Annotated in this window: 26 protein-coding genes; 12 read left to right on the top strand and 14 right to left on the bottom strand. The window is 53.4% G+C overall.

Features of this window, described 5'->3' with window-relative positions; genetic code table 11:
* Nucleotides 1-45 precede the first annotated feature (45 nt).
* The 4 genes from fetB to manA form a co-directional block, all read right to left on the bottom strand.
* A complete protein-coding gene (gene fetB, locus M2403_RS06430) occupies nucleotides 46-819 on the bottom strand; it encodes an iron efflux ABC transporter permease subunit FetB (RefSeq protein ID WP_152326232.1) in 774 nt (257 codons plus the stop codon).
* Entirely contained in the window at nucleotides 806-1,477 is a 672-nt protein-coding gene (fetA, locus tag M2403_RS06435; RefSeq protein WP_259228773.1) for an iron efflux ABC transporter ATP-binding subunit FetA, read from the bottom strand. Before fetA ends, fetB begins: the two co-directional genes overlap by 14 nt.
* A gap of 191 nt (nucleotides 1,478-1,668) precedes the next feature.
* Nucleotides 1,669-3,192 carry a YdgA family protein gene (locus M2403_RS06440; protein WP_259228774.1) on the bottom strand — a complete coding sequence of 508 codons (1,524 nt, stop codon included), beginning with the start codon at nucleotides 3,190-3,192 and terminating at the stop codon, nucleotides 1,669-1,671.
* 144 nt (nucleotides 3,193-3,336) lie between these two features.
* Complete coding sequence (gene manA, locus M2403_RS06445; RefSeq protein WP_152326235.1) at nucleotides 3,337-4,518, bottom strand: mannose-6-phosphate isomerase; 1,182 nt, start codon at nucleotides 4,516-4,518, stop codon at nucleotides 3,337-3,339.
* Between the two features lie 261 nt (nucleotides 4,519-4,779).
* On the opposite strand from manA, the gene fumC reads away from it, so the two are divergent.
* A complete protein-coding gene (gene fumC / locus M2403_RS06450) occupies nucleotides 4,780-6,177 on the top strand; it encodes a class II fumarate hydratase (protein ID WP_259228775.1) in 1,398 nt (465 codons plus the stop codon).
* 84 nt (nucleotides 6,178-6,261) lie between these two features.
* On the opposite strand, the gene tus is transcribed toward fumC, so the two are convergent.
* Nucleotides 6,262-7,197 carry a DNA replication terminus site-binding protein gene (gene tus, locus M2403_RS06455; protein ID WP_152326237.1) on the bottom strand — a complete coding sequence of 312 codons (936 nt, stop codon included), beginning with the start codon at nucleotides 7,195-7,197 and terminating at the stop codon, nucleotides 6,262-6,264.
* Between the two features lie 178 nt (nucleotides 7,198-7,375).
* On the opposite strand from tus, the gene M2403_RS06460 reads away from it, so the two are divergent.
* Nucleotides 7,376-7,957 (top strand): DNA-3-methyladenine glycosylase I, encoded by a 582-nt coding sequence (locus tag M2403_RS06460; protein ID WP_165057559.1) that lies wholly within the window; start codon nucleotides 7,376-7,378, stop codon nucleotides 7,955-7,957.
* 27 nt (nucleotides 7,958-7,984) lie between these two features.
* On the opposite strand, the gene M2403_RS06465 is transcribed toward M2403_RS06460, so the two are convergent.
* Complete coding sequence (locus M2403_RS06465; protein ID WP_208951153.1) at nucleotides 7,985-8,944, bottom strand: GlxA family transcriptional regulator; 960 nt, start codon at nucleotides 8,942-8,944, stop codon at nucleotides 7,985-7,987.
* A gap of 115 nt (nucleotides 8,945-9,059) precedes the next feature.
* Between M2403_RS06465 and M2403_RS06470 the strand changes: the two genes are divergently transcribed.
* Nucleotides 9,060-9,701 (top strand): HD domain-containing protein, encoded by a 642-nt coding sequence (locus tag M2403_RS06470; RefSeq protein WP_152326240.1) that lies wholly within the window; start codon nucleotides 9,060-9,062, stop codon nucleotides 9,699-9,701.
* 56 nt (nucleotides 9,702-9,757) lie between these two features.
* Here M2403_RS06470 and yqfB read toward each other — a convergent pair whose 3' ends face one another.
* Nucleotides 9,758-10,066 carry a N(4)-acetylcytidine aminohydrolase gene (yqfB, locus tag M2403_RS06475; RefSeq protein ID WP_208951163.1) on the bottom strand — a complete coding sequence of 103 codons (309 nt, stop codon included), beginning with the start codon at nucleotides 10,064-10,066 and terminating at the stop codon, nucleotides 9,758-9,760.
* Between the two features lie 203 nt (nucleotides 10,067-10,269).
* Between yqfB and M2403_RS06480 the strand changes: the two genes are divergently transcribed.
* Entirely contained in the window at nucleotides 10,270-10,878 is a 609-nt protein-coding gene (locus tag M2403_RS06480) for a class I SAM-dependent methyltransferase (RefSeq protein WP_259228776.1), read from the top strand.
* A gap of 202 nt (nucleotides 10,879-11,080) precedes the next feature.
* On the opposite strand, the gene M2403_RS06485 is transcribed toward M2403_RS06480, so the two are convergent.
* Together M2403_RS06485 and M2403_RS06490 are read right to left on the bottom strand one after the other, a co-directional pair.
* A complete protein-coding gene (locus M2403_RS06485) occupies nucleotides 11,081-11,443 on the bottom strand; it encodes a cupin domain-containing protein (protein WP_165057564.1) in 363 nt (120 codons plus the stop codon).
* Nucleotides 11,444-11,569: 126 nt separating this feature from the next.
* Nucleotides 11,570-12,175, bottom strand: coding sequence for a transglycosylase SLT domain-containing protein (locus tag M2403_RS06490; RefSeq protein WP_152326244.1), 606 nt, complete (start codon nucleotides 12,173-12,175; stop codon nucleotides 11,570-11,572).
* A 199-nt stretch (nucleotides 12,176-12,374) separates the two neighbouring features.
* Here M2403_RS06490 and M2403_RS06495 point away from each other — a divergent pair, with 199 nt between their 5' ends.
* The 5 genes from M2403_RS06495 (at nucleotide 12,375) to M2403_RS06515 (ending at nucleotide 18,162) form a co-directional block, all read left to right on the top strand.
* Nucleotides 12,375-13,352, top strand: coding sequence for a GlxA family transcriptional regulator (locus M2403_RS06495; protein ID WP_259228777.1), 978 nt, complete (start codon nucleotides 12,375-12,377; stop codon nucleotides 13,350-13,352).
* A gap of 79 nt (nucleotides 13,353-13,431) precedes the next feature.
* Nucleotides 13,432-14,442 (top strand): type I glyceraldehyde-3-phosphate dehydrogenase, encoded by a 1,011-nt coding sequence (gene gap / locus M2403_RS06500; RefSeq protein WP_259228778.1) that lies wholly within the window; start codon nucleotides 13,432-13,434, stop codon nucleotides 14,440-14,442.
* Nucleotides 14,443-14,669: 227 nt separating this feature from the next.
* Complete coding sequence (locus M2403_RS06505; protein WP_152326247.1) at nucleotides 14,670-15,128, top strand: MarR family winged helix-turn-helix transcriptional regulator; 459 nt, start codon at nucleotides 14,670-14,672, stop codon at nucleotides 15,126-15,128.
* Between the two features lie 187 nt (nucleotides 15,129-15,315).
* Nucleotides 15,316-17,064 carry an MFS transporter gene (locus M2403_RS06510; RefSeq protein WP_259228779.1) on the top strand — a complete coding sequence of 583 codons (1,749 nt, stop codon included), beginning with the start codon at nucleotides 15,316-15,318 and terminating at the stop codon, nucleotides 17,062-17,064.
* A gap of 48 nt (nucleotides 17,065-17,112) precedes the next feature.
* Nucleotides 17,113-18,162, top strand: a complete 1,050-nt coding sequence (locus tag M2403_RS06515; protein ID WP_152326249.1) for an HlyD family secretion protein — start codon at nucleotides 17,113-17,115, stop codon at nucleotides 18,160-18,162.
* A gap of 1 nt (nucleotide 18,163) precedes the next feature.
* Here M2403_RS06515 and M2403_RS06520 read toward each other — a convergent pair whose 3' ends face one another.
* The gene (locus tag M2403_RS06520; protein WP_217152295.1) at nucleotides 18,164-19,177 is read right to left on the bottom strand and encodes an isopenicillin N synthase family oxygenase; all 1,014 of its coding nucleotides are present in this window, start codon (nucleotides 19,175-19,177) and stop codon (nucleotides 18,164-18,166) included.
* A 158-nt stretch (nucleotides 19,178-19,335) separates the two neighbouring features.
* Nucleotides 19,336-20,211, bottom strand: a complete 876-nt coding sequence (locus M2403_RS06525; RefSeq protein WP_259228780.1) for an NAD(P)-dependent oxidoreductase — start codon at nucleotides 20,209-20,211, stop codon at nucleotides 19,336-19,338.
* Nucleotides 20,212-20,426: 215 nt separating this feature from the next.
* Here M2403_RS06525 and M2403_RS06530 point away from each other — a divergent pair, with 215 nt between their 5' ends.
* The gene (locus M2403_RS06530; protein WP_104922019.1) at nucleotides 20,427-20,798 is read left to right on the top strand and encodes a protein YebF; all 372 of its coding nucleotides are present in this window, start codon (nucleotides 20,427-20,429) and stop codon (nucleotides 20,796-20,798) included.
* A gap of 120 nt (nucleotides 20,799-20,918) precedes the next feature.
* Here the strand turns inward: M2403_RS06530 and M2403_RS06535 are convergent, their stop codons facing one another.
* A complete protein-coding gene (locus tag M2403_RS06535) occupies nucleotides 20,919-22,037 on the bottom strand; it encodes an ABC transporter substrate-binding protein (RefSeq protein ID WP_259228781.1) in 1,119 nt (372 codons plus the stop codon).
* 174 nt (nucleotides 22,038-22,211) lie between these two features.
* Here M2403_RS06535 and M2403_RS06540 point away from each other — a divergent pair, with 174 nt between their 5' ends.
* Nucleotides 22,212-22,478: a DUF3811 domain-containing protein gene (locus M2403_RS06540; RefSeq protein WP_095922033.1), complete on the top strand. Its 267-nt coding sequence runs from the start codon at nucleotides 22,212-22,214 to the stop codon at nucleotides 22,476-22,478.
* A 64-nt stretch (nucleotides 22,479-22,542) separates the two neighbouring features.
* Here M2403_RS06540 and M2403_RS06545 read toward each other — a convergent pair whose 3' ends face one another.
* Together M2403_RS06545 and M2403_RS06550 are read right to left on the bottom strand one after the other, a co-directional pair.
* Nucleotides 22,543-24,159, bottom strand: coding sequence for a rhodanese-like domain-containing protein (locus M2403_RS06545; RefSeq protein ID WP_259228782.1), 1,617 nt, complete (start codon nucleotides 24,157-24,159; stop codon nucleotides 22,543-22,545).
* A complete protein-coding gene (locus tag M2403_RS06550; RefSeq protein WP_259228783.1) occupies nucleotides 24,152-24,757 on the bottom strand; it encodes a cysteine dioxygenase in 606 nt (201 codons plus the stop codon). Before M2403_RS06550 ends, M2403_RS06545 begins: the two co-directional genes overlap by 8 nt.
* 195 nt (nucleotides 24,758-24,952) lie before the next feature.
* Here M2403_RS06550 and M2403_RS06555 point away from each other — a divergent pair, with 195 nt between their 5' ends.
* A complete protein-coding gene (locus M2403_RS06555) occupies nucleotides 24,953-25,876 on the top strand; it encodes a LysR family transcriptional regulator (protein ID WP_259228784.1) in 924 nt (307 codons plus the stop codon).
* The last annotated feature ends 4 nt before the right edge of the window (nucleotides 25,877-25,880 follow it).

A 25,880-nucleotide genomic window follows, 5' to 3' on the forward strand; every position in this document is an offset into this window, starting at 1 on the left:
AGTCACGTGCGCCCGCCGCGGATCCGCGGGCAGGCGCTTTGAGAGCTATGAAGATTTCAATGAGCGCAACTGCGCGCGGTCATTGTAGAAGCGCTGATACGCCAGATAACCGGCAATAATTGTCGATAAACTGGCGGTCGCCAGCAGCATAAATGTCACCATAATCTGATATTTAATCGCTTTCACCGGGTCGATCCCCGCAAAAATCAGGCCAGACATCATGCCCGGCAGACTCACGATCCCCACGGTTTTTGCGGCATCAATTGTCGGGATCATCGCCGCACGAATGCTGTCACGGATAATCTTTCCGGAGGCCATTTTTGTCGGCGCGCCAAGGCTCAGCATTTCGAGGATTTTCTGCTGGTTGTCGATAAAGCGCTGATTCAGGTTGCTGTAGCACAAACCGACTGCCACCATCGCATTCCCTGCAATCATCCCTGAAATGGGGATCACCTGCATTGGCAGGAATTCAATTGATCCGCTGAGGATCAGAATCGTTAACGTCAGCGCCGTGCCGACTGTTATGGCGATAAACGAAATTACAAAACCGTTATCGATATTCTTGCTGCGTTTCTTCGCATTCAGCGCCGCATTGACGCAGATAAAAAGCACCATGAGCACGGTTAACAAGCTGTTATTGATATCAAAAATATATTTCAGGACATAGCCGACCACCACCAGCTGAACAATGGCGCGCGCCACGCTCCAGATGATGTCTTTTTCCAGCCCGAGTTTTTCTTTCTTGCTGACCAGCAGGGCGACGACTACCAGAATCAACGCCAGAGCCAGTGACTGATCGGTAATATTATGCTGATTCATGAGCCGGACTTCCTTGCGTGTGGCGGGTCAGGGTAATGACGTGTTTGGCGTGACGAATTTCGTTCAGGTCATGGCTGACCCACAACACGGCCAGCTGTTTTTCGGCGACCAGGCTGGCAATAATGTCATTAATATTGACCTTATTTTCCTCGTCCAGCGCACTGGTGATTTCATCGAGCAGCAGCACATCGGGCATAAACTGCAAATTACGCAGCAGGGCGACGCGCTGTTTCTCACCGCCGGATAACTCCTGAACCCGTTTCGTCAGCATATCCTCTGCCAGGTTTACTTTGGTCAGCCAGGCGCGCAGCTGTGTTTCATCGACCTTTTTATTGCGGATCTGGTAAGGCAGCGCGAGGTTGTCGTAGACTGTTTCGCCAAACAGCGACGGCGTCTGGAAGCAGTAGGAAACACGCTGGCGATAGGTTTCAGGTTTAATCCGGCTGATGTCTTGGCCTTTAAAATACAGGTTGCCGCCGGTCGGGTTTTGTAATGATGCGATGATTTTCAGCAGCGTGCTTTTTCCGCTGCCGGAAGGGCCGGTCAGGAGGGTAAATTCACCGGGATTCAGGGTTAATGAAACGGGCTCAAGGAGCGGAATATTATTGAGGGTGAACGAAACATCGTTCAGCCGGAGGAGGTCAGCGGGGTCAGACACTTCAGAAGATCCTTGCGAGAACTAATTGATAGTGTGAATGATATCACTCTTTGTGGTGATATTGGCTGGCGCGGAAGGTCTAAAACGATTTCAAATATTCGGCAGGTGGTTGTGCTAATGCCACAAAAAAACGGCTCCCGCCCGGTGAGGACAAGAGCCGCCAAGAAAGCCGTTAAGGCAATCTGTGATGACTACTGTGCTGGAGCAGCAGGGGCTTCCTGTTCAGGCGTTGGTGCTGGCGCTGCTGGCCCGCCCAGAATACCGAACAGACCGGCGAATTCCTGCAACGTCATTTTCTGTCCATTCAGGTCAACCTGATTGTCAGCGTAATGGAAGCTGCTGGTGATGGTGTCATCTTTCACGGTAGTCAGTTTGAACATCTGACCCATCGCGGCCAGACCCTGAACCTGTTGCTGAGCCAGTTTTGCGGCATCGTCAGCGTTATAGCCTTCGAGCTGCGCGACCTGAGTGGTTACCTGAGTCGCCATTGGCAGAGGAATCGTCAGTTTGGCATCCACTTTATTCACCAGCTGCGACAGCATTTGATCCTGCGTTTGTGCCGGTGTGGCAGCCGGGTCTTTCAGATCCAGTTGCAGGGTAAAGCTGCTCTCGCCTTTGCTGTTTTTCCAGCTCAGCGGAGCGATGTTGATGCTCGGATTACCCTTGAGCAGTAATGGCAGGTTCGCCAGCAGTAAATCAGCTGCCTGTTGCTGATAAGCCGCAGGATCCAGTTCACCCTGTTTCATCAGCAAATCACGCGACTGCTGGTTGTAGTTATCTGCAAACTGTTTCAGCGCCGCACCATCCAGCTTATCCAGTCTGAGGGACAGTTTTGCTGAACCGAAATCCTGACCCTGCACTTTCAGAGCGTCGATGGTGTAATCCTGCTGACCGGTGATGTTATTGCCGTTTTCAGCGAATTTGCTCACCAGCTTGAAGTTATCCAGAGAACCTGCGTCTTTACCGTCAACGTTCACCAGAATTTGCTTCACGGTCAGATTCTGATCGCCCACGCCTACCTGGAATTTACCCTGATGGGTATCGCTGTCCATGCTGAAACCGGCCAGCGTGACTTTCTCAAGCTGGCCCCACTGATTTTTAGAGGTGAGCGCCGCGCTGTCTGTGCTGGCTTTCAGTTTCATCGCTGTCAGGTCTTTATCAACATCAACATCGATTGTACCGCCGGAGAATTGCAGCTGACTTTCATCTTTCTGGTAAGTCACCGGAATGATATCAATCGCTGAAGCGCTGGCGCCGCTGTAAGACAAACGCGTGTCCGCGGTGATCAGCGATTTGCCTTTGGTGACGTCAAACAGACCTTTCAGCGTCGGGGTGTTTTGCAGCTCTGAATGCACGGATGCCATGCTTGGGATCAGATTGAATTTCTTCAGCTGAGCGGCAGGGAACGGGCCATGATCGATGGTTTCGATAAAGGCAATTTCATCACCGGTTTTCAGCACGCTGGTACCGGCCGCGGCAGCCGCGGCATCAGGTTGCAAAACAAGACGCAAGTTGCTGCTGAACAGCCCGCGATGGTAATCCTGATAGCTGACTTTCAGACCTGCTTTTGGATAAGCGCTTTGCAACTGGCTGTTAGCCGCAGCAACCTGCTCATCCAGATGTTGTTCGATAAGTTTACCCGTATACCACGAGACGCCTGTCCAGGCCGCGCCAAGGACTACAATGACGCTTACAGCGACTATCGACTTCTTCATATCTCTGTTTATCCTTATGAAATATCCCGAAAATAAAAAACGCCTTACGGCGTTCTTAGTCTCCTGAGTGTAGCTGAATCAACAGAAAAATCATCAAATTGGGGCACGCAGCCCCAATTTGTTTCATCTTCGTTTCATCTCACCTTACTTGCTCAGGGTATTGAAGACCCGCGCAATGCGACCGTTACCGCTCACGGTCACCGGTGATTCGCTGGCGGCCAGGTAACAGGATTCGCCCGGCAGCAGCGTCAGCGTTTCCCCCTGTCTTGACAGCACACTCTGGCCTTCGATACAGAAGACGATTGCTGCGCTGTCCTGTTCCAGCGTTTGTGGTTCTGCGGCAATCTCATGAACCGAGAAGGCAAAATCTTCGACAGGAATAGGGAAGTTGAGTTCCGCGCCTTTTTGTACCGGCGTGGTGAGCAATTCACCGGCAGGCTTAGCGTTAAATTTCAGGTTGGCCAGCAACTCAGGGATATCGATGTATTTCGGGGTCAGACCGGCGCGCAGCACGTTGTCTGAGTTCGCCATGACTTCCAGAGACACGCCTTTAAGATAGGCGTGCGGCGTTTCGGCGTACAGGAACATGCCTTCGCCTGGTTGCAAAGTGATCACGTTGAGCAGCAGCGGGGAGAACAGACCGGAATCGTCCGGATAGAATTCAGAAATACTGCGCACGGTATCCCACGGTTCGCCATGCTGTTCACGGAGTACGGATTTCAGCACGTCCAGCGCACGGGATTTGTCTTCACCTTCCAGACTCAGCAGGCCGGCAAAAAGGGCACGCAGATGGTCGACATCGGGATAATTCAGGAAGCTGGCAATCAGCTGATGCGCACCGGCTACGGGTTGCAGCAGGGAAACGATGTCACGCAGTTCACGGAAACCGTTCATCGCCTGGAAAGGCGTCAGGGCGTAAACCAGCTCAGGTTTATGGTTCGGATCTTTATAGTTACGCTCTGCGGCGTCCAGAGGAATGCCCGCAGCATTTTCTTTCGCAAAACCAATCTCGGCGGCACCTTTGCTCGGGTGAACCTGAATGGAAAGCGGCTGGTCGGCACACAGGACTTTAAACAGGAAAGGCAATTCGCCGAAACGTTTGGCGACTTTTTTACCCAGTTGGCCATCAAGATCAGCGCTGATTTGATCACGCAGGGAAAGGGTCTGGCCTTCGGCATTCACAACCTGAGAACTGCTTTTCGGGTGAGCACCCATCCACAGTTCTGCCATCGGACGGCCTTGCGGGTCGGTGATCCCATAGAGTTTAGTCAGTGCGTCTTTACTGCCCCAGGCGTAATTTTGTACACCGTTATGCATCTTTTGCATTGCTTCATCCTGAATAGAAAAGTTCTGGGCATAGTAAACAATGACAAAGCGGGCTTTACAACTAAGATGCCTCAAAAAGTGCGGTTAGGGCGAAAACTCGGAATCAGGATCGATTCGAATTATACGTCTGCCTTATATGACACTATACTCGACCCATAGCTTCGTGAATGCGTGGGACCGCATCCGGCACTCAAAAACCTGCAAAAAACCACAATTATCAATCGAATTCATCATTCGGGCAAAAAAGCTAAGGAGACTGTAATGGCAGCGACTCGCATTGAAAAAGACTCAATGGGGCCTATCGATGTTCCGGCAGATAAGCTTTGGGGCGCACAGACACAACGTTCGCTTGAACACTTTCGTATTTCCTCGGAAAAAATGCCGGTGGCTCTGATCCACGCGCTGGCACAAACGAAACGTGCAGCGGCCAGTGTGAATATCGATCTGGGTTTGTTACCCGCCGAACGGGGTAACGCTATCATTGCGGCGGCAGACGAAGTGCTGGCCGACAAACACACCACAGAATTCCCGCTTTCAATCTGGCAGACCGGTTCCGGCACCCAGACCAACATGAACATGAACGAAGTGCTGGCCAACCGGGCGAGTGAAATCCTCGGCGGCGAACGCGGCGAAGGGCGCAAAGTTCATCCGAACGATGACGTGAATAAAAGCCAAAGCTCGAACGATGTCTTCCCGACCGCAATGCATGTGGCGGCGGTGACTGAGCTGCGCAAAAAGCTGATCCCTGAGCTGAACGTGTTGCACAAAACTCTTCAGGCTAAGGCCGAAGCATTTCGCGATATCGTCAAAATTGGCCGTACACACCTTCAGGATGCTACGCCGCTCACGCTGGGCCAGGAGATTTCCGGCTGGGTGGCGATGCTGGAACATAACCTTAAGCATATCGAAAACAGCATTCCGCATATCGCCGAACTGGCGCTGGGCGGCACTGCGGTCGGTACCGGCCTGAATACGCATCCGGAATATGCCGTTCGCGTGGCGAAAGCGCTGGCCGAACTGACCGGTCAACCGTTTGTGACGTCACCGAATAAATTTGAGGCGCTGGCCACCTGCGATGCGCTGGTTCACGGCCATGGCGCGCTGAAAGGTCTGGCCGCGTCGCTGATGAAAATTGCCAACGATGTGCGCTGGTTGTCATCCGGCCCGCGTTGCGGCATCGGCGAGATTTCCATCCCTGAAAACGAACCGGGCAGTTCCATTATGCCGGGTAAAGTGAATCCGACGCAGTGCGAAGCAATGACCATGCTGTGCGCGCAGGTGTTGGGTAATGATGTGGCGGTGAATATCGGCGGCGCTTCCGGTAACTTCGAGCTGAACGTGTTCCGCCCGCTGGTGATCCACAATTTCCTGCAATCCGTTCGTCTTCTGGCTGACGGGCTGCGTGGCTTTAACGAGCATTGCGCAGTGGGCATCGAGCCAAACCGTGACCGTATTTCGCAATTGCTGAACGAGTCGCTGATGCTGGTGACCGCGTTGAATACGCATATCGGTTACGACAAAGCGGCAGAAATTGCCAAAAAAGCGCACCACGAAGGCCTGACGCTGAAAGGCTCAGCCCTGAAACTCGGCTATCTGACGGAAGAGCAGTTTGATGAGTGGGTGCGTCCGGAAGACATGGTGGGCAGCATGAAGCGCTGATCGTTTCCGGTTAAATGTTAGAAAGTAAATTGAGGTCCGGATTTCCGGACCTTTTTTGTGCGCGCCGCGTTCAGTAACGGCGCTTTATAACGGATAGTCGGTATATAAATGAAGACGTTTGATCAACAGGCTGAGCGGCTGTGATTTCGGCTTATATTTGTGTGTTACCGACGACGCATCGTAATCCTGCAATTCACCGAGTTTTGGCACCTGCATGACCGGCGTGCGCAGACACAGCGCAATCAGCGGCAGCGGGCAGGGATGTTGCACCTGCTTCTGGCTGTTGCGGTACCACACGCGCGCAATCGGCTGAACTTTCACCGGACGTTTAAATTTCAACGCCGCATGCTCTGGCAGGCGCTTAACGTCGTTCATCTCACGGTTAATATTTTCCATCCACTGCTCGCGTGTGTACGGCGAAACAGCGCGGCCTGCATTCAGGCTCTTTTCCAGCTGAGCCAGCACTTCATCGCGCGTGACGTTTTTGATGATGTGTTTGTTCGCCCAGCCAAACCGCACGGAATCCGGATCATTCAGAAAATTGACCGAGCGGTAAGCGTTCAGCGTAATCAGCCCGCGTAGATGAGTATGAACAAATTCAAAGCGCTGTTCGCGGGCGAGACCTGATTCAACGGTGACAATATTCTCCAGCTCGGCTTTTAATTTATTCACTTCTTCAATCAGCAACAGGGCGGACTGATGCTCGGCTTCGTCCACCGCATAACACAACACGCCGGGCAGACGGACGGCGGATTTACTGCTCACATTCTCGTTATTATGATGGATAAAGAGACGCTGAAAATGCTGTAACGCCAGCTGCTGCGCTGCTTCACCGGTAAAAGGGGTCACCTGAATTTTGTCCGCAGGATTATGTTCTTCGCCCTTGGCAATCTCCGGCAAGGCAAATACTCTGGCCTGCAATAACTCCAGCTGATTCAGGAAATTCCCCAGGTCGTGCAAAGCCAGTTCCAGTTCGTTAAAACAACCGTTCATCCGGGCAATTAGATCATAATCTGCCATAAATCCTCCAGTTAGTTACAACATACAGTTTATGACATAATTCAATACCGTGCACACCTGACCTTCAGTTTTTTTAACAATACGCGGATTTGAATGCTGTTTAGCAGGGGAAAACGGGCGGTTTAAACATGACCGGCTTTATCGTAAGCTTATTCATCACATCGCCAGAAGGCCTGCCATGAACTCTGAATTTCCTGATGATTTACCGCGTTGCCCCTGGGGTGATAACGACCCGATGATGCGCGATTACCACGATCGCGAATGGGGAAAACCGGTTCGCGACAGCCGGGCCTTATGGGAAAAGCTGATGCTGGATGGTTTCCAGGCGGGCTTATCATGGCGGATCGTACTGAAAAAACGCGATGCTTTGCGGCAGGCATTTTACCATTTTGACCCGCAAAAAGTGGCTGAATTTACTGAAGAAGATATCGAAAGATTGGTGAACGACGCCACCATTATTCGTTCGCGCATCAAGATCACCGCAGTGATTAAAAATGCCCGTGCATATCTGGCCATGCAGGCATCAGGTGAAGAATTTGGTGAGTGGATTTGGGCGCAAATTGACGGTAAAGCCATTCAGCACACTGGCCCGGTTCCCACGAAAGATGCGCTGTCAGAACGGATTTCGAAGGATCTGAAGAAAAGGGGATTTACCTTCGTCGGCCCGACGATTGTCTATGCCTGGATGGAAGCGACGGGCCTGATCAATACGCATCATCCCGACTGTTTTCGTCGTGCTCAGGTAGCGGAAGATGCCTGAAACCTACTGAATTATAAGTAAAAAATATCATGAGCTGTGATACTTTTGATATTGTGACGGTGTCACTGAAAGTTGTCTGACAAACGCCCGCCGCAGGATATCGACGCTGGAAAATCCGCATTCCGCTGCGATTTGTTTTACCGCCAGCTCGCCAGCTTCCAGCAGCTGACGCGCGTAAAATACACGCTGCTGTTCAAGCCATTCGGCCGGCGACTGATTCAGTTCCTGATTAAATAAACGGGTAATGTGTCGGGCGCTGATCCCCATATGTGTGGCGAGACTTTGCACATTATGCGGCTGATCCAGAGAATTCAGCACCCAGCGCTGAACGTCCTGCAAAGCAGAACGCCCGCTTAACGAGGCCTGCCCATGGCGGCTAAATTGTAACTGGCCGCCGGGACGTTTGAAAAACATCACCAGCTGCGCGGCAACGACGAGAGCCGTTTCGCGCCCGAGATCTTCCTCCACCATATTCAATGCCAAATCCAGCCCGGACGTCACGCCAGCCGCGGTGCGAAGTTCGCCATCGGCAATAAAAATAGCGTCAGCTTCTACGCTCACCTGCGGATATTCCTGATGAAGCCGTTCCGCGACAGTCCAGTGTGTGGTAACGCGACGCCCGTTGATTAATCCAGCCGCCGCAAGCAGCATCGCGCCGCTACAAACCGAACCGAAACGCTGTGCGTGATGGCTCCACCGGCAAATATTTTCATGCAGCTTTTCGTCTGAAAGGTAGTTGTCGAGTACCGGCGCACCGGCTATCAGGAAGGTATCCAGTGCGTCAGGTAGCGGGGCGTCGAGGGTCAGATCGGCCAGAAGCCGGGCGCCGGAAGACGAAACAATGACCGGATCGGCCACGGCCATCACGCTGAGTTTATACACCTCACGCCCGCGTTGTTGATTTGCCTCGGCAAAAACGTCCAGCGGGCCGGAAACATCCAGCAACTGAACGCCGGGCACGGCCAGGATAATGATGTGTTTGGGCATGAGAGAATTTCCTGTCGCAGAATGCGGTTATGTCCTTAATCGTCATCTTGAGACGATTGATGACATTTATAGTGAAGCTTATTCTGGACTCATTCAACCCAACCGGAGAAATATTATGAGTCTGAACATTCAGGGCATCCGCATTCCCGACAGCAAAATGGCGCGCGAAGCCACCGAACTGGTGCGCGATACAGAAACCGATTTACTGTTCCATCATTCCAGCCGCGTGTATTACTGGGCGGCGCTTGCCGGTCAGCAACGTCAGCTTAAAGTCGATCACGAATTGTTGTATATCGGCTGTATGTTCCACGACATGGGGCTGACCCACGAAAATTGTAGCTGCGATAAACGCTTTGAAGTGGACGGCGCAAACGCGGCCCGCAAATTTATGCAGCAACACGGTGTCAGCACGCAGGATATTGATAAAGTCTGGACCGCAATTGCCTTGCATACCACGCCGGGGATCCCTGAATTTATGGATCCGGTCATAGCGCTGGTGACAGCGGGTGTGGAAATGGACGTTCTTGGGATTAATTATCAGGGATACGAAGACGATGTTCGAAATGCGGTTGTGGATGCGCATCCGCGGACACCGGCATTTAAAGAAGACATCATTCAGGCATTTTATGATGGCATCAAAAACAGACCGCAAACCACATTTGGCAACGTAAAAGCGGATGTCATCGCCGACAAAGAACCCGATTTCATCAGAGGCAATTTCTGTTCGGTGATCCGCGGATCCCGCTGGCAGGGTTAAGGAGAAAAGGGCGCACCGGGCAAGATTCCGGTGCGTTTTCCTGTCAAAAAAAACTGTCAGACCAGACGAAACGCGATCATAAACAGTGATTTCAGGCCCGGGTAAATCTCGCTGATCACCTGTTTCAGCTCAGGTAATGTCATATTTTCCTGCACGGCATGGGCGTTATTCAGCTCGTCAAACTGTACCGGCGTAACGTCGAGAATCTCGATATTGCAGAAGAAAACGTTGTCTTCATAACGACTTACGCGAACACGATCGCCCGCCACAAAATCCGCATCGCTGGCTTCTCGGAGCGTGATCGTTTTGCGCCCGGCCAGAATATCGGCCTCGAAACGACCGTAAAAAGTGATGTCTTTCATCAGATGTTATCTCTCAGCGCTACGTTAAAGTCTTGTCCGCCACATCATACGAAGCATGCCGATAAAATCAATAAACACATTGATAAATATGATAAAAAATGATGAATTGGTAACAAATCCAAATCTTTCGCTGACAGGCGCTGAGGTCGCGTGAGACACTCAGAATTCACGTAGCGCGATCAAATGACGGTCAGAATGGAGAGAAAATGGACGATATTTCGGCGAAAAACATCATTTCACTGTATCAGCGACATGCTGATATCTGGGATAAATTGCGTAAAGATCAGGGATATGAAAAGGCGTGGCTGGACGATTTTCTGGCTCTGATCCCGTCAGAAGGCCGCATTCTGGACATCGGTTGCGGAGCAGGAAAACCCATCGCCGAATATTTTATAGAACGTCATTTCTCAGTGACTGGCGTCGATGCTTCAGAACCGATGATTTCGATTTGCCGCGAACGTTTCCCGGAACAACGCTGGCAAGTTGCCGACATGCGTTTGCTATCGCTGAATGAGAAGTTCGACGGGCTGATTGCCTGGGACAGTTTTTTCCATCTGACGCGCGATGATCAGCGCGCCATGTTTGCCATTTTTGAGAAACACGCAAAGCCTGATACAGCATTGATGTTCACCAGCGGTCCCGGCAACGGCGAGGCGATTGGCACATTTGAAGGGGAAGATCTGTATCACGCAAGTCTGGCTCCGGAAGAATACCGGGCGCTGTTTGATGAACATGGTTTCAGGGAAGTGAAGATGGTTGCCGAAGACCCGACATGTGCCGGACATACCATCTGGCTGGCACAGTTTAAAGGCTGAGATAGTCAGTGAAGTGGTGAAAGCTGCCGGAATGAAAGGATGCAGAACTGGCAGATTTTACGGAATGACGTGACGGACTAAAGCCGGACATCCTGGGTTTCTTAGATAATCAAAGTGCGTATAATGTATATTATGTTAAATAAGAATACCATTAACGCACCCGCCATCAATCCACCGTCTCTCCTGCCATTTTGTTCTTTTTTCATGACTCTTCATCTGCGCTTTGATCTTCAATATCACCATAATGCACAGCCAGCCAGATTGTGATTTCATTTGCGGCTGTCCACTCCACACGGTGTTTGCATAACGCCGGAATGTTGATGCAGTCACCGGCGTGCATTACCCGCGTCTGTGTTTCGTTTTCCATTCGCAGACCGGCTGAACCTTGCAGAACCGTGACCCACTCGCTTTGTGTCTGGCAATACCAGAAATCCGGCGGACTTGCCTGGCCGGTCGAAACAATTCTCTCGATACGTAAGCCCGGCATGTTTAACAGCGCGTCGAAGGTTTCGTGTTCCTGCGCACTGGCAGTAACCGGTAAACCGGCGAATAAATTGGACAGCATGCGAACTCTCCTTTCAGCGGGTTTCAGCCAATGTAAACTGACATCGCTACGTGAATTCTGAATTTATGGCAGTACCATAATGCTGCAGAATTCACGTAGCGCATTCTTCATTTATGCCGGTTTCTGCTATAACCCGGCATAAACCTTCTCGACCTTCGCCATATATCGTGGTGCCTGCGGCGCCGGATGATACTGACGAACATGCCAGTTAAACGCTTCCGGCGTCAGCTGATTGATCATCTGGATTGCCGTCTGGCGGTTTGCGGAAAATGTCCGCAATAAAGCACCGGCACCGTTGGCGTAAGCGACTTCTGTAGCATAGCGACGCGTCAGCGGATCGTTAATCCAGTTTAATTGCTGATGCTGTAATCCGCTCAGATATGCCGCGCCCAAATCAATGTTGGTTTCCGGGTCATGCAATTGTCTGTCGCTCGGGCAACCACGTTTACCTTTGTACCGGTATGCATCACAGCCGCTGGTCGAGGCTTTCAGTTGCATCAGCCCAATGGCATTCGACGGGCTGACGGCGTCCGGATTGTAACTGGACTCAACCTGAATGATTGCTTTAATCAGTTTCCGGTCGACTTTGTAATTATCCGCCGCATCTTCAATTTCATCGTCATAAGCGTGGGTATCGTATTTTTTATAATGCGTTTTGCCTGAGCAACCCGCCAGAATCATCAGCATAATCAGCAGGCTGATCCGTGACGGCTGTTTGAGTAATGAATTCATGAAATCTCACGGTTGAATGCGTCATTTTGGACGCTGACAAGATACCCTTAACGCCGCTGAGTATCATGGTTTAATTGAGTTTTTTCACATTTTACGTGTGCCAAAAATGCGCAATGCAAACCCCCTGCCGTTTTCATCTTCACAGGCTTAACCTGAATGCCTTATTGACTTATTTAATACAGATTGTATTTTTAATGCCATGAAAACTTTTCTGATTATCGTCCCTGACGGGGGCATGTTATTCGAGGCGGCCGGTATCGCCGACATCCTTATGCAGGCGAATCGTCTGATGCCTGCTGGCGGAACAAATTCGCCTTACCAGGTCACGGTCGCCACCACGCAACCTCACCGCGTGGTTCACGGCGTTTCCGGCCTGAATTTGCTGGCGGATCACCGGCTTTGCGACCTCGACCCTGAACTTCCCCGCGATACCATCCTGATCACCGGCAAAGGGCTGACCGAAGAAGAAGGCTCGGACGTCGTTGACTGGGTCAAACGCGCTGCACCCCATGCCCGGCGTGTTGTCTCCATTTGTGGCGGAGCCATGTTACTGGCGAAGACCGGGCTGCTGGATGGACGTCACGCCACGACTCACTGGCGATTACTGGACACGTTGCAGGCCGAATTCCCGCAGATCACCGTCGAACATGGGCCCATCTATGTGCAGGATGGCCCGGTCTGGACTTCCGGCGGTGTCAGTTCAGGCTTTGACCTCACGCTCGCGCTGGTGGAAGACGATCAGGGTTTTAATCTGGCCAGAGACGTTGCACAGGATTTAGTGATGTTTCTGCGCAGGCCTGGTGGACAGGCGCAGTTTAGCCGCTATCTTTTGAATCAGGCCAGCGAAGGCCCTATCCGTGAGCTTCAGCTCTGGTTACCTGAAAATCTCACCGGTGATTTATCCGTCGAAGCTCTGGCTGAACGCGCCGCCATGAGCCCGCGTAATTTTACCCGGGTTTTCACCCGCGAAACCGGGATCACTCCGGCCAAATATGTTGAAGAAGTTCGCCTTAATGCAGCCAGGCAGCGGCTTGAACAAACCACACAAGGCGTCGAGCAAATCGCACTGGTCACCGGTTTCGGCAGTGGCCTGAATTTGCGGCGTGTTTTTGAAAGGAATTTACACCTGACCCCGACGGAATACCGGGAACGCTTCTGCTCACGCATGTTGGCATAAATAGCTCTTTTATTGTCATTTACGCCAAATCTCCTTCGATCTACATTACATGCAGGTCTGATAATAAAGGAGTTTCATCATGGTCAAAGTTGGTATCAACGGGTTCGGCAGGATTGGTCGAAATGTTTTACGCGCCGCACTGGGTCGTAATGACTTCCAGGTCGTCGCCATCAACGATCTCACCGACAGTAAAACCCTCGCGCATCTTCTGAAATATGATTCCCTCTCCGGCACCTTAAATGCCAAAGTCGAAGCTGGCGAAGGGCAACTGTTGCTCGATGGCAGAGCTATCCGCGTCTTCTCCGAAAGAGATCCGGCAGCGATTCCGTGGAGCAGCGTCGGTGTTGATATCGTTATCGAGGCGACCGGTTTCTTCACTGAAAAAGACAAAGCCGAATTGCATATCACCAAGGGCGGCGCCAAACGCGTCATTATTTCCGCACCGGCCAAAAATGACGACATCACTGTCGTGATGGGCGTAAATGACGGCGATTATGATCCTGCCAAACACAAAGTGGTCAGTAACGGCAGCTGCACCACTAACGGTCTGGCACCGGCGGCGCAGGTTCTGCATTCAACCTTCGGGATTGAGCATGGCCTGATGAACACTACGCATGCGTATACCAATAGTCAGGCGTTGCACGATCAGCCTGAGAAAGATTTACGCGGTGCGCGTGCGGCGGCGGTGTCGATTGTTCCGTATTCCAGTGGTGCAGCCAAAGCTATCGGTAAAGTCATTCCTGAACTGGATGGCAAAATGACGGGTTATTCCCTGCGCGTACCGGTGCCTGTTGTGTCGATTGTTGACCTGACCGTCAACCTGAAACGTGAAGCCACGGTCGAAGAAATCAATGCGGCATTCCGTAAAGCTTCGGAGTCTGGCCCGCTGAAAGATATTCTGGGCTACAGTGAAGAACCGCTGGTTTCCAGTGATTATCGCGGTGACCCGCGTTCTTCGATTGTTGACGGGCTTTCAACGCTGGTTATCGGCGGCAAGCTGGTGAAAATTCTGGCCTGGTACGATAACGAATGGGGCTTCTCAAACCGTCTGGTTGATCTGGCGCTGCTGATGGAAAAAAGAGGTTTATAGCCTCCCTTTTCCTGACAGACAGTATAATGAGACACCGCCGTAAGGCGGTGTTTTTACAGTTGTTTCAGACAGACGCTTTGTGTTGAATAATAAATTGTATGTTGTAACTAAGTATCTCTGCTTTGAATGAAATGCGTTATTCCTTCGGCTCCATTAATGGTAAATGTTGCTGATCGTGCTAATCTTACGCCACTGAAAACCTGCTTACGCCCGACAGTGAGGAACCTTTGACCACTTTACGCCGCCGCCCGGAAGCATCCATTCCCAGGCTCCGTTTCCTCCCGGAAACCATTCATATCGGCCGTCAGTTGCGCACTTACTGTGATGCCCGTTTCAAAACCATTGGGCTGACGCTCGCCCGCGGGCAGGTGCTGTTGCACCTCGAAGCCGCTCAGGGTCGCCTGCCTCAGGGAGAGCTGACCGCCCTGCTGGAAGTTGAGCATCCGACTGCCATCCGCCTGTTTGACAGCCTTGCCGAGCTGGGTTTGCTGGAACGCTGCCCCGGAGATTCCGACCGTCGTTCGAAAGACATTAAGCTGACCGACGCCGGAATTGAACTGGCGAATCAGGTTCGCAGCATGACCGATGACATTTTGATCCGCGTAATGGAAGGCATTCCGGATAAAGATATTGATGTCGCCCGCGACGTTCTCGCCAGCATCACCGCCAATATCGCCGCGCTTTAGTGGCGTTTTCCCCTTCCCGTTTTGCCCTTTCCTCTGCATTAATCACTTGCGTTACTGATTTGTTATTCGTTATTTGCGTTTGTAAATATCACCAATATGAATAATTGGACTAGACACATCTGAAACGCCTTATTACATTATGTAGCAAGCTACAAACTAGTTGGGTAACGACTTACAAGGCATAACGATGACGACGCGTTCTGATTCAGATGTCCGGCAGGACGCCGGTGAATTAACAACACGGGATGCATCACCAGAAAAAGAACTCTCCACACCACCGCCTGAAGGATTACCGAAACCGCAGCCAGCCTCGGTGCCTCCGTCACAGCATCACCCTTTTGCCGTCCGGGTCAGCACCTGGCTCTGGCACTATCCGCGTGGCCGGATTGCAGTTTATGCGCTGGCCTCGCTGATTATTGGCCTGACGCAGGGGCTGGGGATTAACCTGGTCAGCTCTAACCTGACGGGTATTCAGGGCTCGCTGGGCATTTCCAATGTCGAAAGTTACTGGCTGGTGGCAGCCTATACCGCGACCAGCGTCACCGGCACGATCCTGCTTTATAAAATCCGTACCCAGTTTGGCTTCCGGCGTTTCGGCGAATACGGGCTGCTGTTTTTTGCCGTGGCGTCTCTGGCACAAACCTTTACCCACGATTTTCAGACCGCGCTGGCCGTTCGCGCCGTCATGGGTTTTGCGATGGCCTCTCTCGGCCCGCTGGCGTTGTTTTATATGTTCGAGATTTTCCCGCCCGCTAAAAAACTGACCGCCGGGCTGTGTTTCGGGCTGGCGGGCAGCCAGATTGCCCTGCCGGTTTCACGCATTATTTCTCCGCATCTTCTCGATCTCGGTCACTGGCACCAGCTGACGATGCTGGAATCCGGTCTTTCCCTGATTTGTCTGGCAATTATCTGGATCCTGCCGCTGACGCATCCGCCCCGCGTGAAGGTATTCGAACGCATCGACTGGATCAGCTATCCGCTGATCGCCACCGCCGTCGCCTGTATGTCCGTGGTGCTGACGATGGGCCGTTATTACTGGTGGCAGGAGAAAGACTGGATAGGCGAAGTGCTGGTGGTCGGGATTATTGCGCTGACCCTGTCTTTTATGGTCGAACTCAAACGTAAGAATCCGATAATCGATTTGCGCTGGCTGATGACGCCTGAAATGCTGCTGTTCACCGGTTCGATGCTGTTTATCCGTATGCTGCTTTCCGAGCAAACCACCGGCATGGTTGGCTTTCTGAATCTGGTCGGCCTGGTGAATGACCAGCTGGTAACGCTGTTTTGCGTGATTCTGGCCGCCACCGTTGCCGGGCTGGTGGTCGTCAGCATTATTCATAAAGCGAACCGTATCGTTTACATCCATCTGTTTTCCATTGCCCTGATTGCCGTGGCCTCGCTGATGGACGCCAATTCCACTGCGGACACCCGCGCGGAACAGTTTTACCTGACACAGGGCATGATTGCGTTTGCCGGTGCCATCTTTCTGCCGACGTCCTTATGGCTGGGTTTTATCCGCGCGTTGCAGTTCGGGCAAAGCCAGATCATCAGTTTCGTGCTGGTGTTTCTGTCTACACAGAACGTCGGCGCACAGGTCGGCGGCGCTTTCCTGGGCACCCTTCAGATATTGCGCGAGAAGTATCATTCCGCCGTTCTGGTTGAACATATCAGTTTGCAGAATCCGCTGGTGGTCGAACGAATTTCCCAATACAGCCACCTGCTGAAACCGGTTCTGACGGATGGCACACAGCTGAGCGCCGAAGGTCTGGCGCAACTGAGCACGAAGATCACCCAGCAGGCGGGACTGCTGGCCTACAACGATGTTTTTAGAGTGGTTTTTTATATGTCGCTGGGCTGTATCGTCGTGCTCAGCGGACACATTATTGCCGGAAGGATCCAGACAAAAAAACGCGCAGCCTCCGAAGCGGTTGCCTGAATAAACAGATCCTGTTGACGAACTAAAACGAGGTATACGGACAAAGTGATGAAAAATATCTTTCGTTATCCATCCATTATTGTAGTGCTTTGCTTAGGCATTATTGGCGTGATGATTGTGTTGTACAGCTGGCAGCTGTTTCCATTTAACTCCAGGGTGGAATCGACCGATAACGCGTATATCCGGGGGAACGTTACCCTGCTCAGCCCGCAGGTTTCGGGTTACATCACCGGGGTGAAAGTGCAGGATTTTATGCCGGTGAAAAAAGGCGATGTGTTGTTTGAGATTGATGACAGCACTTACCGGCAGGAGCTGTTACAGGCCGAAGCCGCGGCGGCACAGGCGCAGGTGACGCTGCAAAACTTCGAACAGAACCGGGCGTCCGGTGCTGCCAGCCTGCAACTTGCAGAAGCGGAATTGCAAAGCGCGCAGGCAACACAAAGCAAGGCGTCAATCGATACCCGTCGCAACGGGCCATTGCTGCAAAAAGGATTGGTGTCAAAAACCACCGGAGATGAACTTCAGGCGGCGTTACTGACGGCGGAGGCCAACGTGGCAAAAGCGCGCGCATCCGTAAATATCGCACGCCAGAGTCTCGCGCTGGTGGAAGCCAATAAAGCGTCGCTGGCCGCGGCATTAAAAGCCGCGCAGGCGAAAGTTGAAGTGGCACAAATCAATTTACAGCACACGCAGATTGTCGCGCCGTCCGACGGGCAGCTCGGCGAAATCAGCGCCCGCATGGGGCAATACGTCAGTGCCGGAACGCAACTCACGTCGGTCACGCCAAAACAAGTCTGGGTGACGGCCAATTTTAAAGAGCGCCAGCTGGCGGGAATGGCTGTCGGTGCGCCCGCGTCTTTCACGGTGGATGCGCTGAACGATCATCCGTTTACAGGCCACGTGGTGCGGATTTCTCCGGCCGCCGGTTCGGAATTCAGCGTACTGAAAGCCGATAATGCGACCGGGAATTTCACCAAGATTTCTCAGCGTATCGCCGTACGCATTGAGCTGGAACCGGATCAGGCGCAGAGTGACCAGCTGCGACCGGGAATGTCCACGGTCGTCAGTGTTGATACCTCAAAGGCACCCAAAATCTAAATCAGCCGACAATATCTGAGTAGTAGCGCTGCGCAACGTCCGGATGAGAGCGCAGCCGCCCTTTCAGATAGTTGAATCCCACGTCGCGGAACAGCGGATTGAGCGGATCGCTGGCATCGCCGCGAGCTTCTTTTGCCAGTTCAGGCGGCAATGGAAAAAGCGGCACTACGGCGTCCAGCTGCGCACCGAGGAAAAAGGCCAGCGACAGCCGTTCGCCTTCAGCAGGCGGAGACACCACGCGGTGAACCGTCGCACGCAAGTAACCGTTGGTGGCCAGCTCCAGCAGTTCGCCGATATTCACCACCAGCGTATCCGCCACCGGCAGCGCATCGACCCATTCATTTTCCTCAACTTCAACCTGCAAACCACGCTGTTCATCCTGCAATAAAAAGCTCAGGAAACCCGAATCTTTATGCGCACCGACGCCCTGATTTCCCGCGCCGGCCGCCCGCCCCGGATAACGGATCAGCTTGATGTGCTCATTGGGTTTTTCGCCATACAAAGGATCAAAGGCGTCTTCCGGCAGTTTCAGCGCCAGCGCAAAAGCCCGCAATAAACGCAGCGACATCGCCGTCATTTCCCTCTGCCAGCGCAGCAGCAGCGGGCGCAACTCAGGCAACGCTTCCGGCCACTGATTCGGCCCCTGCAATCTCGCCCACGCAGGCGTTTCTGCGCTTACGGATAGTTTTGGCCGTTCGGCACCGAGGTCAAACTGTTCGCGCCAGTCCGGCTGACCGCGGGTAATCTCTGACGCAGCGCGGTTATAGCCGCGAAAATGCGGAGAATTGATCATGGCGACGGCCAGCTTATCTTCTTCCGGCAAGGCAAAGAATTCCCGCGCCACGCGCTGCACGTCGTGAAGCAACGTGGCATCTACACCATGATTTCTCAGATAGAAGAACCCGATTTCGCGGGCGGCGTAACGCAGCTGCGACAAAAACGATTCACGCTCTTCTGGCGTACCAGAAAACTGACTGAAATCGACTGAAGGGATAGTTGTTGATGTCTGGCTCATTGCTGACTCCGCCGTGATTATGGGTGATAATCGTCAACGCTATCACAGCGCCGGAGCGGCCGACCAATAGCCAGATAATCTGGTTTATGCTTCGGGGTTATGAAAAACTACGCGGGATATTAACCGGTTATAACGCGCCCGTCCGTGGGCTGCGCCGGTCAGCGGGAACCGAGATAACGGTAAACCACCGCCAGATCCTGATCGCCATAACCGCCATCCACGGCGGCCTGCCAGGTTTCACTGATGCGTTTCATTACAGGCAACTCGAGCTTACTGCCCGCATCAATCGCCAGATTGATATCTTTCAGCGCCCAGGTCAGCTGCATCTGCGGGGTGTAATCGCCGCTTTTGAACATCGCCATTTTGCCTTTGATGTAAGGCGCCGCCAGCGGACCGCCGTCGAGCACGCCCCACAGGTCATCCGGCGTAAAGCCCAGTTCTTCGGCCAGTTGGGTACTTTCGGCGATGCCTTCCATCATGGCAATCAGCCACGCGTTAACCACCAGTTTCATTTTAGACGCGCGACCGGCTTCACCCAGCCATTTAGTGGCTTTCGAAATGGCGGCAAACACCGGTTCAACAGCTGCGCCCGCCTCACGATCACCGCTGGCCAGCACCACAATTTGCGCCTGTTCGGCGGGCGCTTTGGTACCCGAAACCGGCGCATCAAAGAACAGCACGTCCGGACGCTGTTCTTTAATGAGCGCAATCAGCGATTCAGTGGCATCGACGCCCAGCGTTCCCATTTGCGCGATAATCCCGCCCTGCTTCAGCCCGGCCAGAAGCCCGTTATCACCCTGATAAACTTCGAGAGACGTTTTGCCGTCCGATAACATGGTAATCACCACATCGGCACCTTCTGCGGTTTCACGCGGTGTGAGGCCGCGTTGCGCGCCCGCCTTCACCAGATCGTCACCACGCGATGCTGTCCGGTTCCACACGCGGGTGGTGAAACCTTTTTTAATCAGATTGGTGGCAAATGCATGTCCCATCGCCCCCAAACCGAGCACCGCGACTACAGGTTGCTGACTCATGTCTTACTCCTTGTGCAAACGTTAAATGTATTCAAAAGGCTATCATCGCAGACCCTGCGGCGGAACCGGCTTCTGTAACCAGATGCAACAGAAGGGCTTATAATACTTAACCTCTTCCGGCGAAGTGGCGTAACATACGCGCTTTCGTGCCCGGGCTGACCCCTAATGCCCCGGCAACTCTGATTTGACTGAGAATTTTCAGGAGTCGCAGCACTATGAGTAAAGTCGTTTTAATCGGGATCATTTCCGTCATTTTTGCCCTGATGGTGCTGATGTTGGGCTCGGTCTATGTGTATCCGTGGTGGATGCAGCGCACGACTGAAGGCGCATGCAGCACCATCACCAAAGATAACGCCATCGACACTGTGACCCGCGATTACATGCAAAACCGCATTCCCAACTGGGGCAACGATAAAGACAATATGGGCACCTCCGTGCCGGTGTTGAATTTCATCAGCGATGACGTCAAAGAAGACAAAGGCACTTACCACATTCCTTTCAGCGCCAAAGGGCCGAACGGCACGCTGGGTTATGTGGCGCACTTCAACTGCTCAAACCATTACGTGAAATATTCCACCGTCGAGTAATGCCGGTTTACCTCCCCTGCAACGGCGGATTTCTGATTACAGCATTGGCCCGATAAACAAAAACCGGCACGCGATTGTGCCGGTTTTTTATTGCCTGTCCGAAAGGATGATGTGGAAGAATTATTTCGCCGGTGGCAACTGACTCCAGTAGGTGCCGCTGAACGGAACCGGCAGAAACTGCGTATACAGTTCTTTCATGGTTTCCTGCGGGTCGACATCTTTAAACAGCTGCGGATACAAAGTTTTGGCAAACACTTCGACGGCGACCATGTGATACGGGCTGAGATAGAAATTATGCCAGACACTGTACGCCCGCCCTTCGCGCACGGCTTTCAGCGTCGAAAGCACCGGCTGCTTATCCATAATCTGCCGGAAACTTTGCTCCGCTTCCTGTTGCGTGACCTGTGGCCCCAGCATCAGGTTGGACACTCTTTTTCCTTCCGGTCCCGCCATGCCCGTGGTGATATACACATCCGGGTTGGCCATAATCACTTTCTCTGCGTTCAGATCTCCGTATACGCTACCAAAAGCACCTTTGGCGATGTTATCCCCGCCGGCAAACGCCAGCAGATCGGCAAGATTGCCGTGAGAAACCGTGGTGCAGCATCCTTCACGGCGACCCAGATGCAATTGCAGCATCACAGTCTGTCTTTTGCCCTGATACGCCGCAATGCGTTCACGAACGCGATCCATATGCTGCTGATAAAAAGTGATAAAGCGCGCCGCTTTCTGCGGATGATTCAGCACGTCGCCCAGCAACTTTACGCTGGGGATCGTGTTATGCAGTTGATCCACGCGCAGATCGACGTAGATCACCGGGATCCCCGCATTAGTCAGCGTGATTTCCATCTGATCGCGGTCGGTTTGTTTCTTCGCATACACCGGCAAAATCACCAGATCGGGTTTCAGCGCAATCACCTTCTCCGCATTCAGCTGCGTATAGTTGTTTTGCCCGAGCAGCGGGATGGTGGCGATTTCCGGAAAAGCTTTTACGTACATCGCCCAGCTTTGCGCATCGAGCTGCGCCATGTCGCCCGGCCAGCCAATCACGTGCTGCGCGGGGTTTCCGTCCTGCACCAGCGCCAGCGTATACAACATACGGCTTTCGCCCACCACGATCCGCTGCGGATTATCCGGTACGGTGACCGTCCGGTTAGAAATATCGGTCACGGTTCTGGCCTGCGCCAGGCCGGATAACAACAGGCAGGAAACCAGCAGAGACTGTGTGAACTTACGCATAACACCTCAAAAACCGTCACAAAGGCTGAGATGATAATGATTATCGTTATTTGTCGCAATGTGATGATTGCCCACTACTACAGGGTTTGGTAACGCGCACGCGCCAGTTTGCAGCGACGCCTGCCCGTAATTCGACTACACTGGTAGCCACTTTCCTCTCAGGACGCAGTAATGATGAAAAGACTGACACAACAAGATATGACGGAAAGCGAACAACGCGAGCTGAAAACGTTGCTCGACAAAGCCCGCAAAGCTCAGGGCCGTGAGTTGACTAATTCGGAAAACAACCGGATTAAAGATGACTACATCGACAAGCTGATGGAAGAGAAAGAGAAAGTGGCCGCGCGTGCGCGTGCTGAAAAACGCCGCAATAAAGCGGTTCCAAGCACCTCAGCGACCTATGACTGGACTGCCCGCACCCATCCGCGCGGCCGTCGTTAAGAACAAACTGACCCTCTTCGTGTATTACGCAGAGGGTCAGCTCAGAACATCGCGTTAACCGCTTTTACTTCAACAACTGAAAACCGTGACTCCCGTCTTTTTCCAGCTGCGCCACCAGACCGTATTCCCAGTCCAGATAATCCTGCATCGCCTGCGCGCTCACCGCCGTGCCTTCATACGGACGCTGATAGCGATCTTGCGCGTTCTCCAGATATACCGACTCGCCGCGCTCCAGTGATTCTCCGGCGTTAATCCAGCCGACCGTGCCCTTTTCCAGCAAATACGTCTCTTTACCAGTCAGCGCCGCGACTTCCGTGACAGCGTAACGCGCCAGCAAACCGCTTGTGCAGGTCACAACCCAGCGCGTTTTCTCCGGCTGTGCGGCAATGACCTGCGGAATATTGCCCCGCGTCGTCCAGACTGCGCCGGGAATTCGGCGATTACGGAAGTTCGCGCTGGTGGTGAGGTCAACCACGCCCGTACTGCCTTCTGCCAGCCAGTGTCGCAGCTGTTCCGGCGTGACGGATTCCACAGCAGGCGCAGGTGCAACCTGTGCTTTCCAGTCGCCCTGTTCTGCGAAATCTTCTTCTTTGAATTCCGCGACGTACACTTCCCAGTTCATCTGCGCCAGCCAGGAAGCCGCCATCCGGGCGCGCACGCCGTCGCTGTCGGCCAGAACGACGCGCGCGCCGCGCACTGTTGCATAATGATCGGTTTCCTGAACCAGCTGACCGCCCGGAACATGCCGCGCGCCGGTGAGATGACCGGCACGGTACTCTTCCGCTGTGCGGACATCAAACAAATACAACGTCCGCTGCGGATCCTGCTGCCATTCATGAATTTGTGACAATGTCACCGAGCGCACGCCCGCACGAATTGCCAGCGCCTGCGCGCCTTTCAGGGCAATGCGGCGGGAATCTTCGCTCAGCGCCGGATAATGGGCGTGTTCCTGATGCGCCAGCGTTTGTCCCGCCAGCGTCCAGCCAATGGTGCCGTTACGCAATGCCGCAACCGGCTGCGTGAATCCGGCATTGATCAGCGATTGCGTACCGATAATGCTGCGGGTACGACCGGCGCAGTTGATGATGATTTGCGTTTTTTTATCAGGCACCACGTCGCGTAAACGCAGCGCCAGTTCTCCGCCCGGCACGCTCACGCCACCGGGAATACTCATCGCCTGAAACTCATCGAACCGGCGCACATCCAGCACCGCCACATTCGCGCCCTTTTCCTGTAACGCCTGAACTTCATTAGCCGTCAGAGACGGAGTTTTATAATGATGTTCAACCCATTCACCAAACGCCTTACTCGGCACATTCACATCAATAAAAATCTCACCGCCCGCTTCTTTCCAGCCTGCCAGATCCCCCGCCAGTACCGCGATATCCCGGTAACCCAGCGATTTCAGCAACGCCGCCGCGCGCGTGGTTTTACGTTCCCCGCGGCGTTCGTCATAAAACTCGCCGTTATCGTAGAGCGTGATGGCGGTCTGCTGGTTAGGAATGCGGTCCGGCACTTCCAGTTCCAGTTTGGACAGCGCCAGATTGGCGGCAAACAGCGGATGCCCGGTGGCAAACGCCCCTTCTTCACGCAGATCAACCAGAGCCACTTCCTGCCCGTCACGCAGGGCCTGATGCAGTTGTGAAAAATGACGCAGAGGTAACGGATGAGATTCAGACATGAGTGTTCTCTTTTGACAGATCCCAGATATTGGGAATGTGCGAATTGGAATAACCGGAGATGAAGGTTTTCTCGGTGCCGTCCGGCAGATAAACCGCCCGCGACACCGCACCGATATTGCCGCCGTAGACGTGAATACTGACTGAAACCCTGTCGTCATACAGGTTGCTGACCTGATGAATATCGAGCAAATCCGGCGCGATTTTTTCCACATTGCCTGGCTGTAACGTCACGGCAGCGCCTTCAGGATGCAAACTGCCGTCGCTGTGGCGGACATAGTTCTGGCTGGTTTCCCCGCCGCGCAGCATGCCAATCAGCCCCCAGACGCGGTGATCGTGCACCGGCGTTTTCTGCCCCGGTCCCCAGACAAAACTGACAACGGAAAAACGTGAAAGCGGATCGGCATACAACAGGTATTGCTGATAATGCTCAGCATGCGGCTGCGCGGTGTCCTCCGGCAGCCAGCCGTCAGTGCTGACGAGCTTTTCCAGCAACGCACTGCCCTGCGCCAGTATTTCGGTCTGCCCGTGAGGCTCCTGCACCAGCCGGGTAAAATCCGCCAGAAACTGCCGCAGCGGTGCCACCTGTAAAGCCACCATACCTTCACCTCTTTCATCTATAAGCGATCCTGATTTCTCTCAGGCTAACACCGGTCAAACTCAAGCAAAATGCATTTTATGGATAAGCTAATATGCAATTCACACATAAAAATGTGCGGTGGGATCCAGCGTCACCGGTGGAATTGTTTTATCCTGTGGAGACGCACAACGTTTACTTTCTGATACTGAGTCCCGATGAAAATTGAAGATTTGACCGCTTTTGTGGCGGTTATCCGGTTGCAGTCAACGCGACTTGCAGCTGATGAGCTGGGGCTGACGCAGCCGGCAATTACCCGCCGGGTGCAGAATTTCGAAGAGTCGCTGGGTATTCCGCTGCTTAACCGCCAGACCAAACCCCTGAAACCGACGCTGATGGGCAACCGCGTTTATCAGCAGTGCCGTCATATTCTGCGTGAAGTGGATGCGCTCAACGATCTGGTCGCCGCCGACAGCCCGCCTTCCGGTCTTTTACGCCTCGCCGTGCCACAAAGCCTGAGCGAAGGCAGTCTGCTTCCCGCGCTGAAGAGCCTCTCCGCGCAGTTCCCGGATATTCAGCCGCGCCTGTCCAGCGGCTGGGGCGAGGAGTTGCTGTTACGCATTCAGCGTCAGGAACTGGAAGCTGCCGTGGTGCTGTTTCCGGCCAGCAAGCAATTCCCCGAGGGCGTGGAAAACCAGCCACTCGGCGCGGTTGACCTGGTGGTTGTCGGCCCGAAAACCACCGGCACCCTGCCGCAGCGGCTGGAAGATTGTTATCAGCGCGGCTGGATCCTCAATCCCGAAGGCTGCGGTTTTCGCGCCGCCCTGCAACGCGCACTGACTGAGCAGGGTTTGCCGCTGCTCATCAATCTCGAAGCCTTTGGTACCACGCTCCAGTTATCGCTGATCGCAGAAGGTCGCGGGCTCGGCCTGATGCCTAAACCGCTGGTCGAACGCCATCCGCTGCGCGATGAGCTTGAAATTTACGCCCTGAAAGATTTCGCCCCGCGAAGCCAGTTGTGGCTGGTGTATCCGAATGTCCCGGCGAGTCAGGTTCCGGCGATTGATGCGTTTGCGGCGGCAGTGGCAGAGGGGCTGGATCTTGGGATTGCCGCCCAAACGGGCCTTAATTCCAAATTCTAAACCT

The organism is Rahnella sp. BIGb0603, assembly GCF_024808755.1.
Taxonomy (GTDB): domain Bacteria; phylum Pseudomonadota; class Gammaproteobacteria; order Enterobacterales; family Enterobacteriaceae; genus Rahnella; species Rahnella contaminans.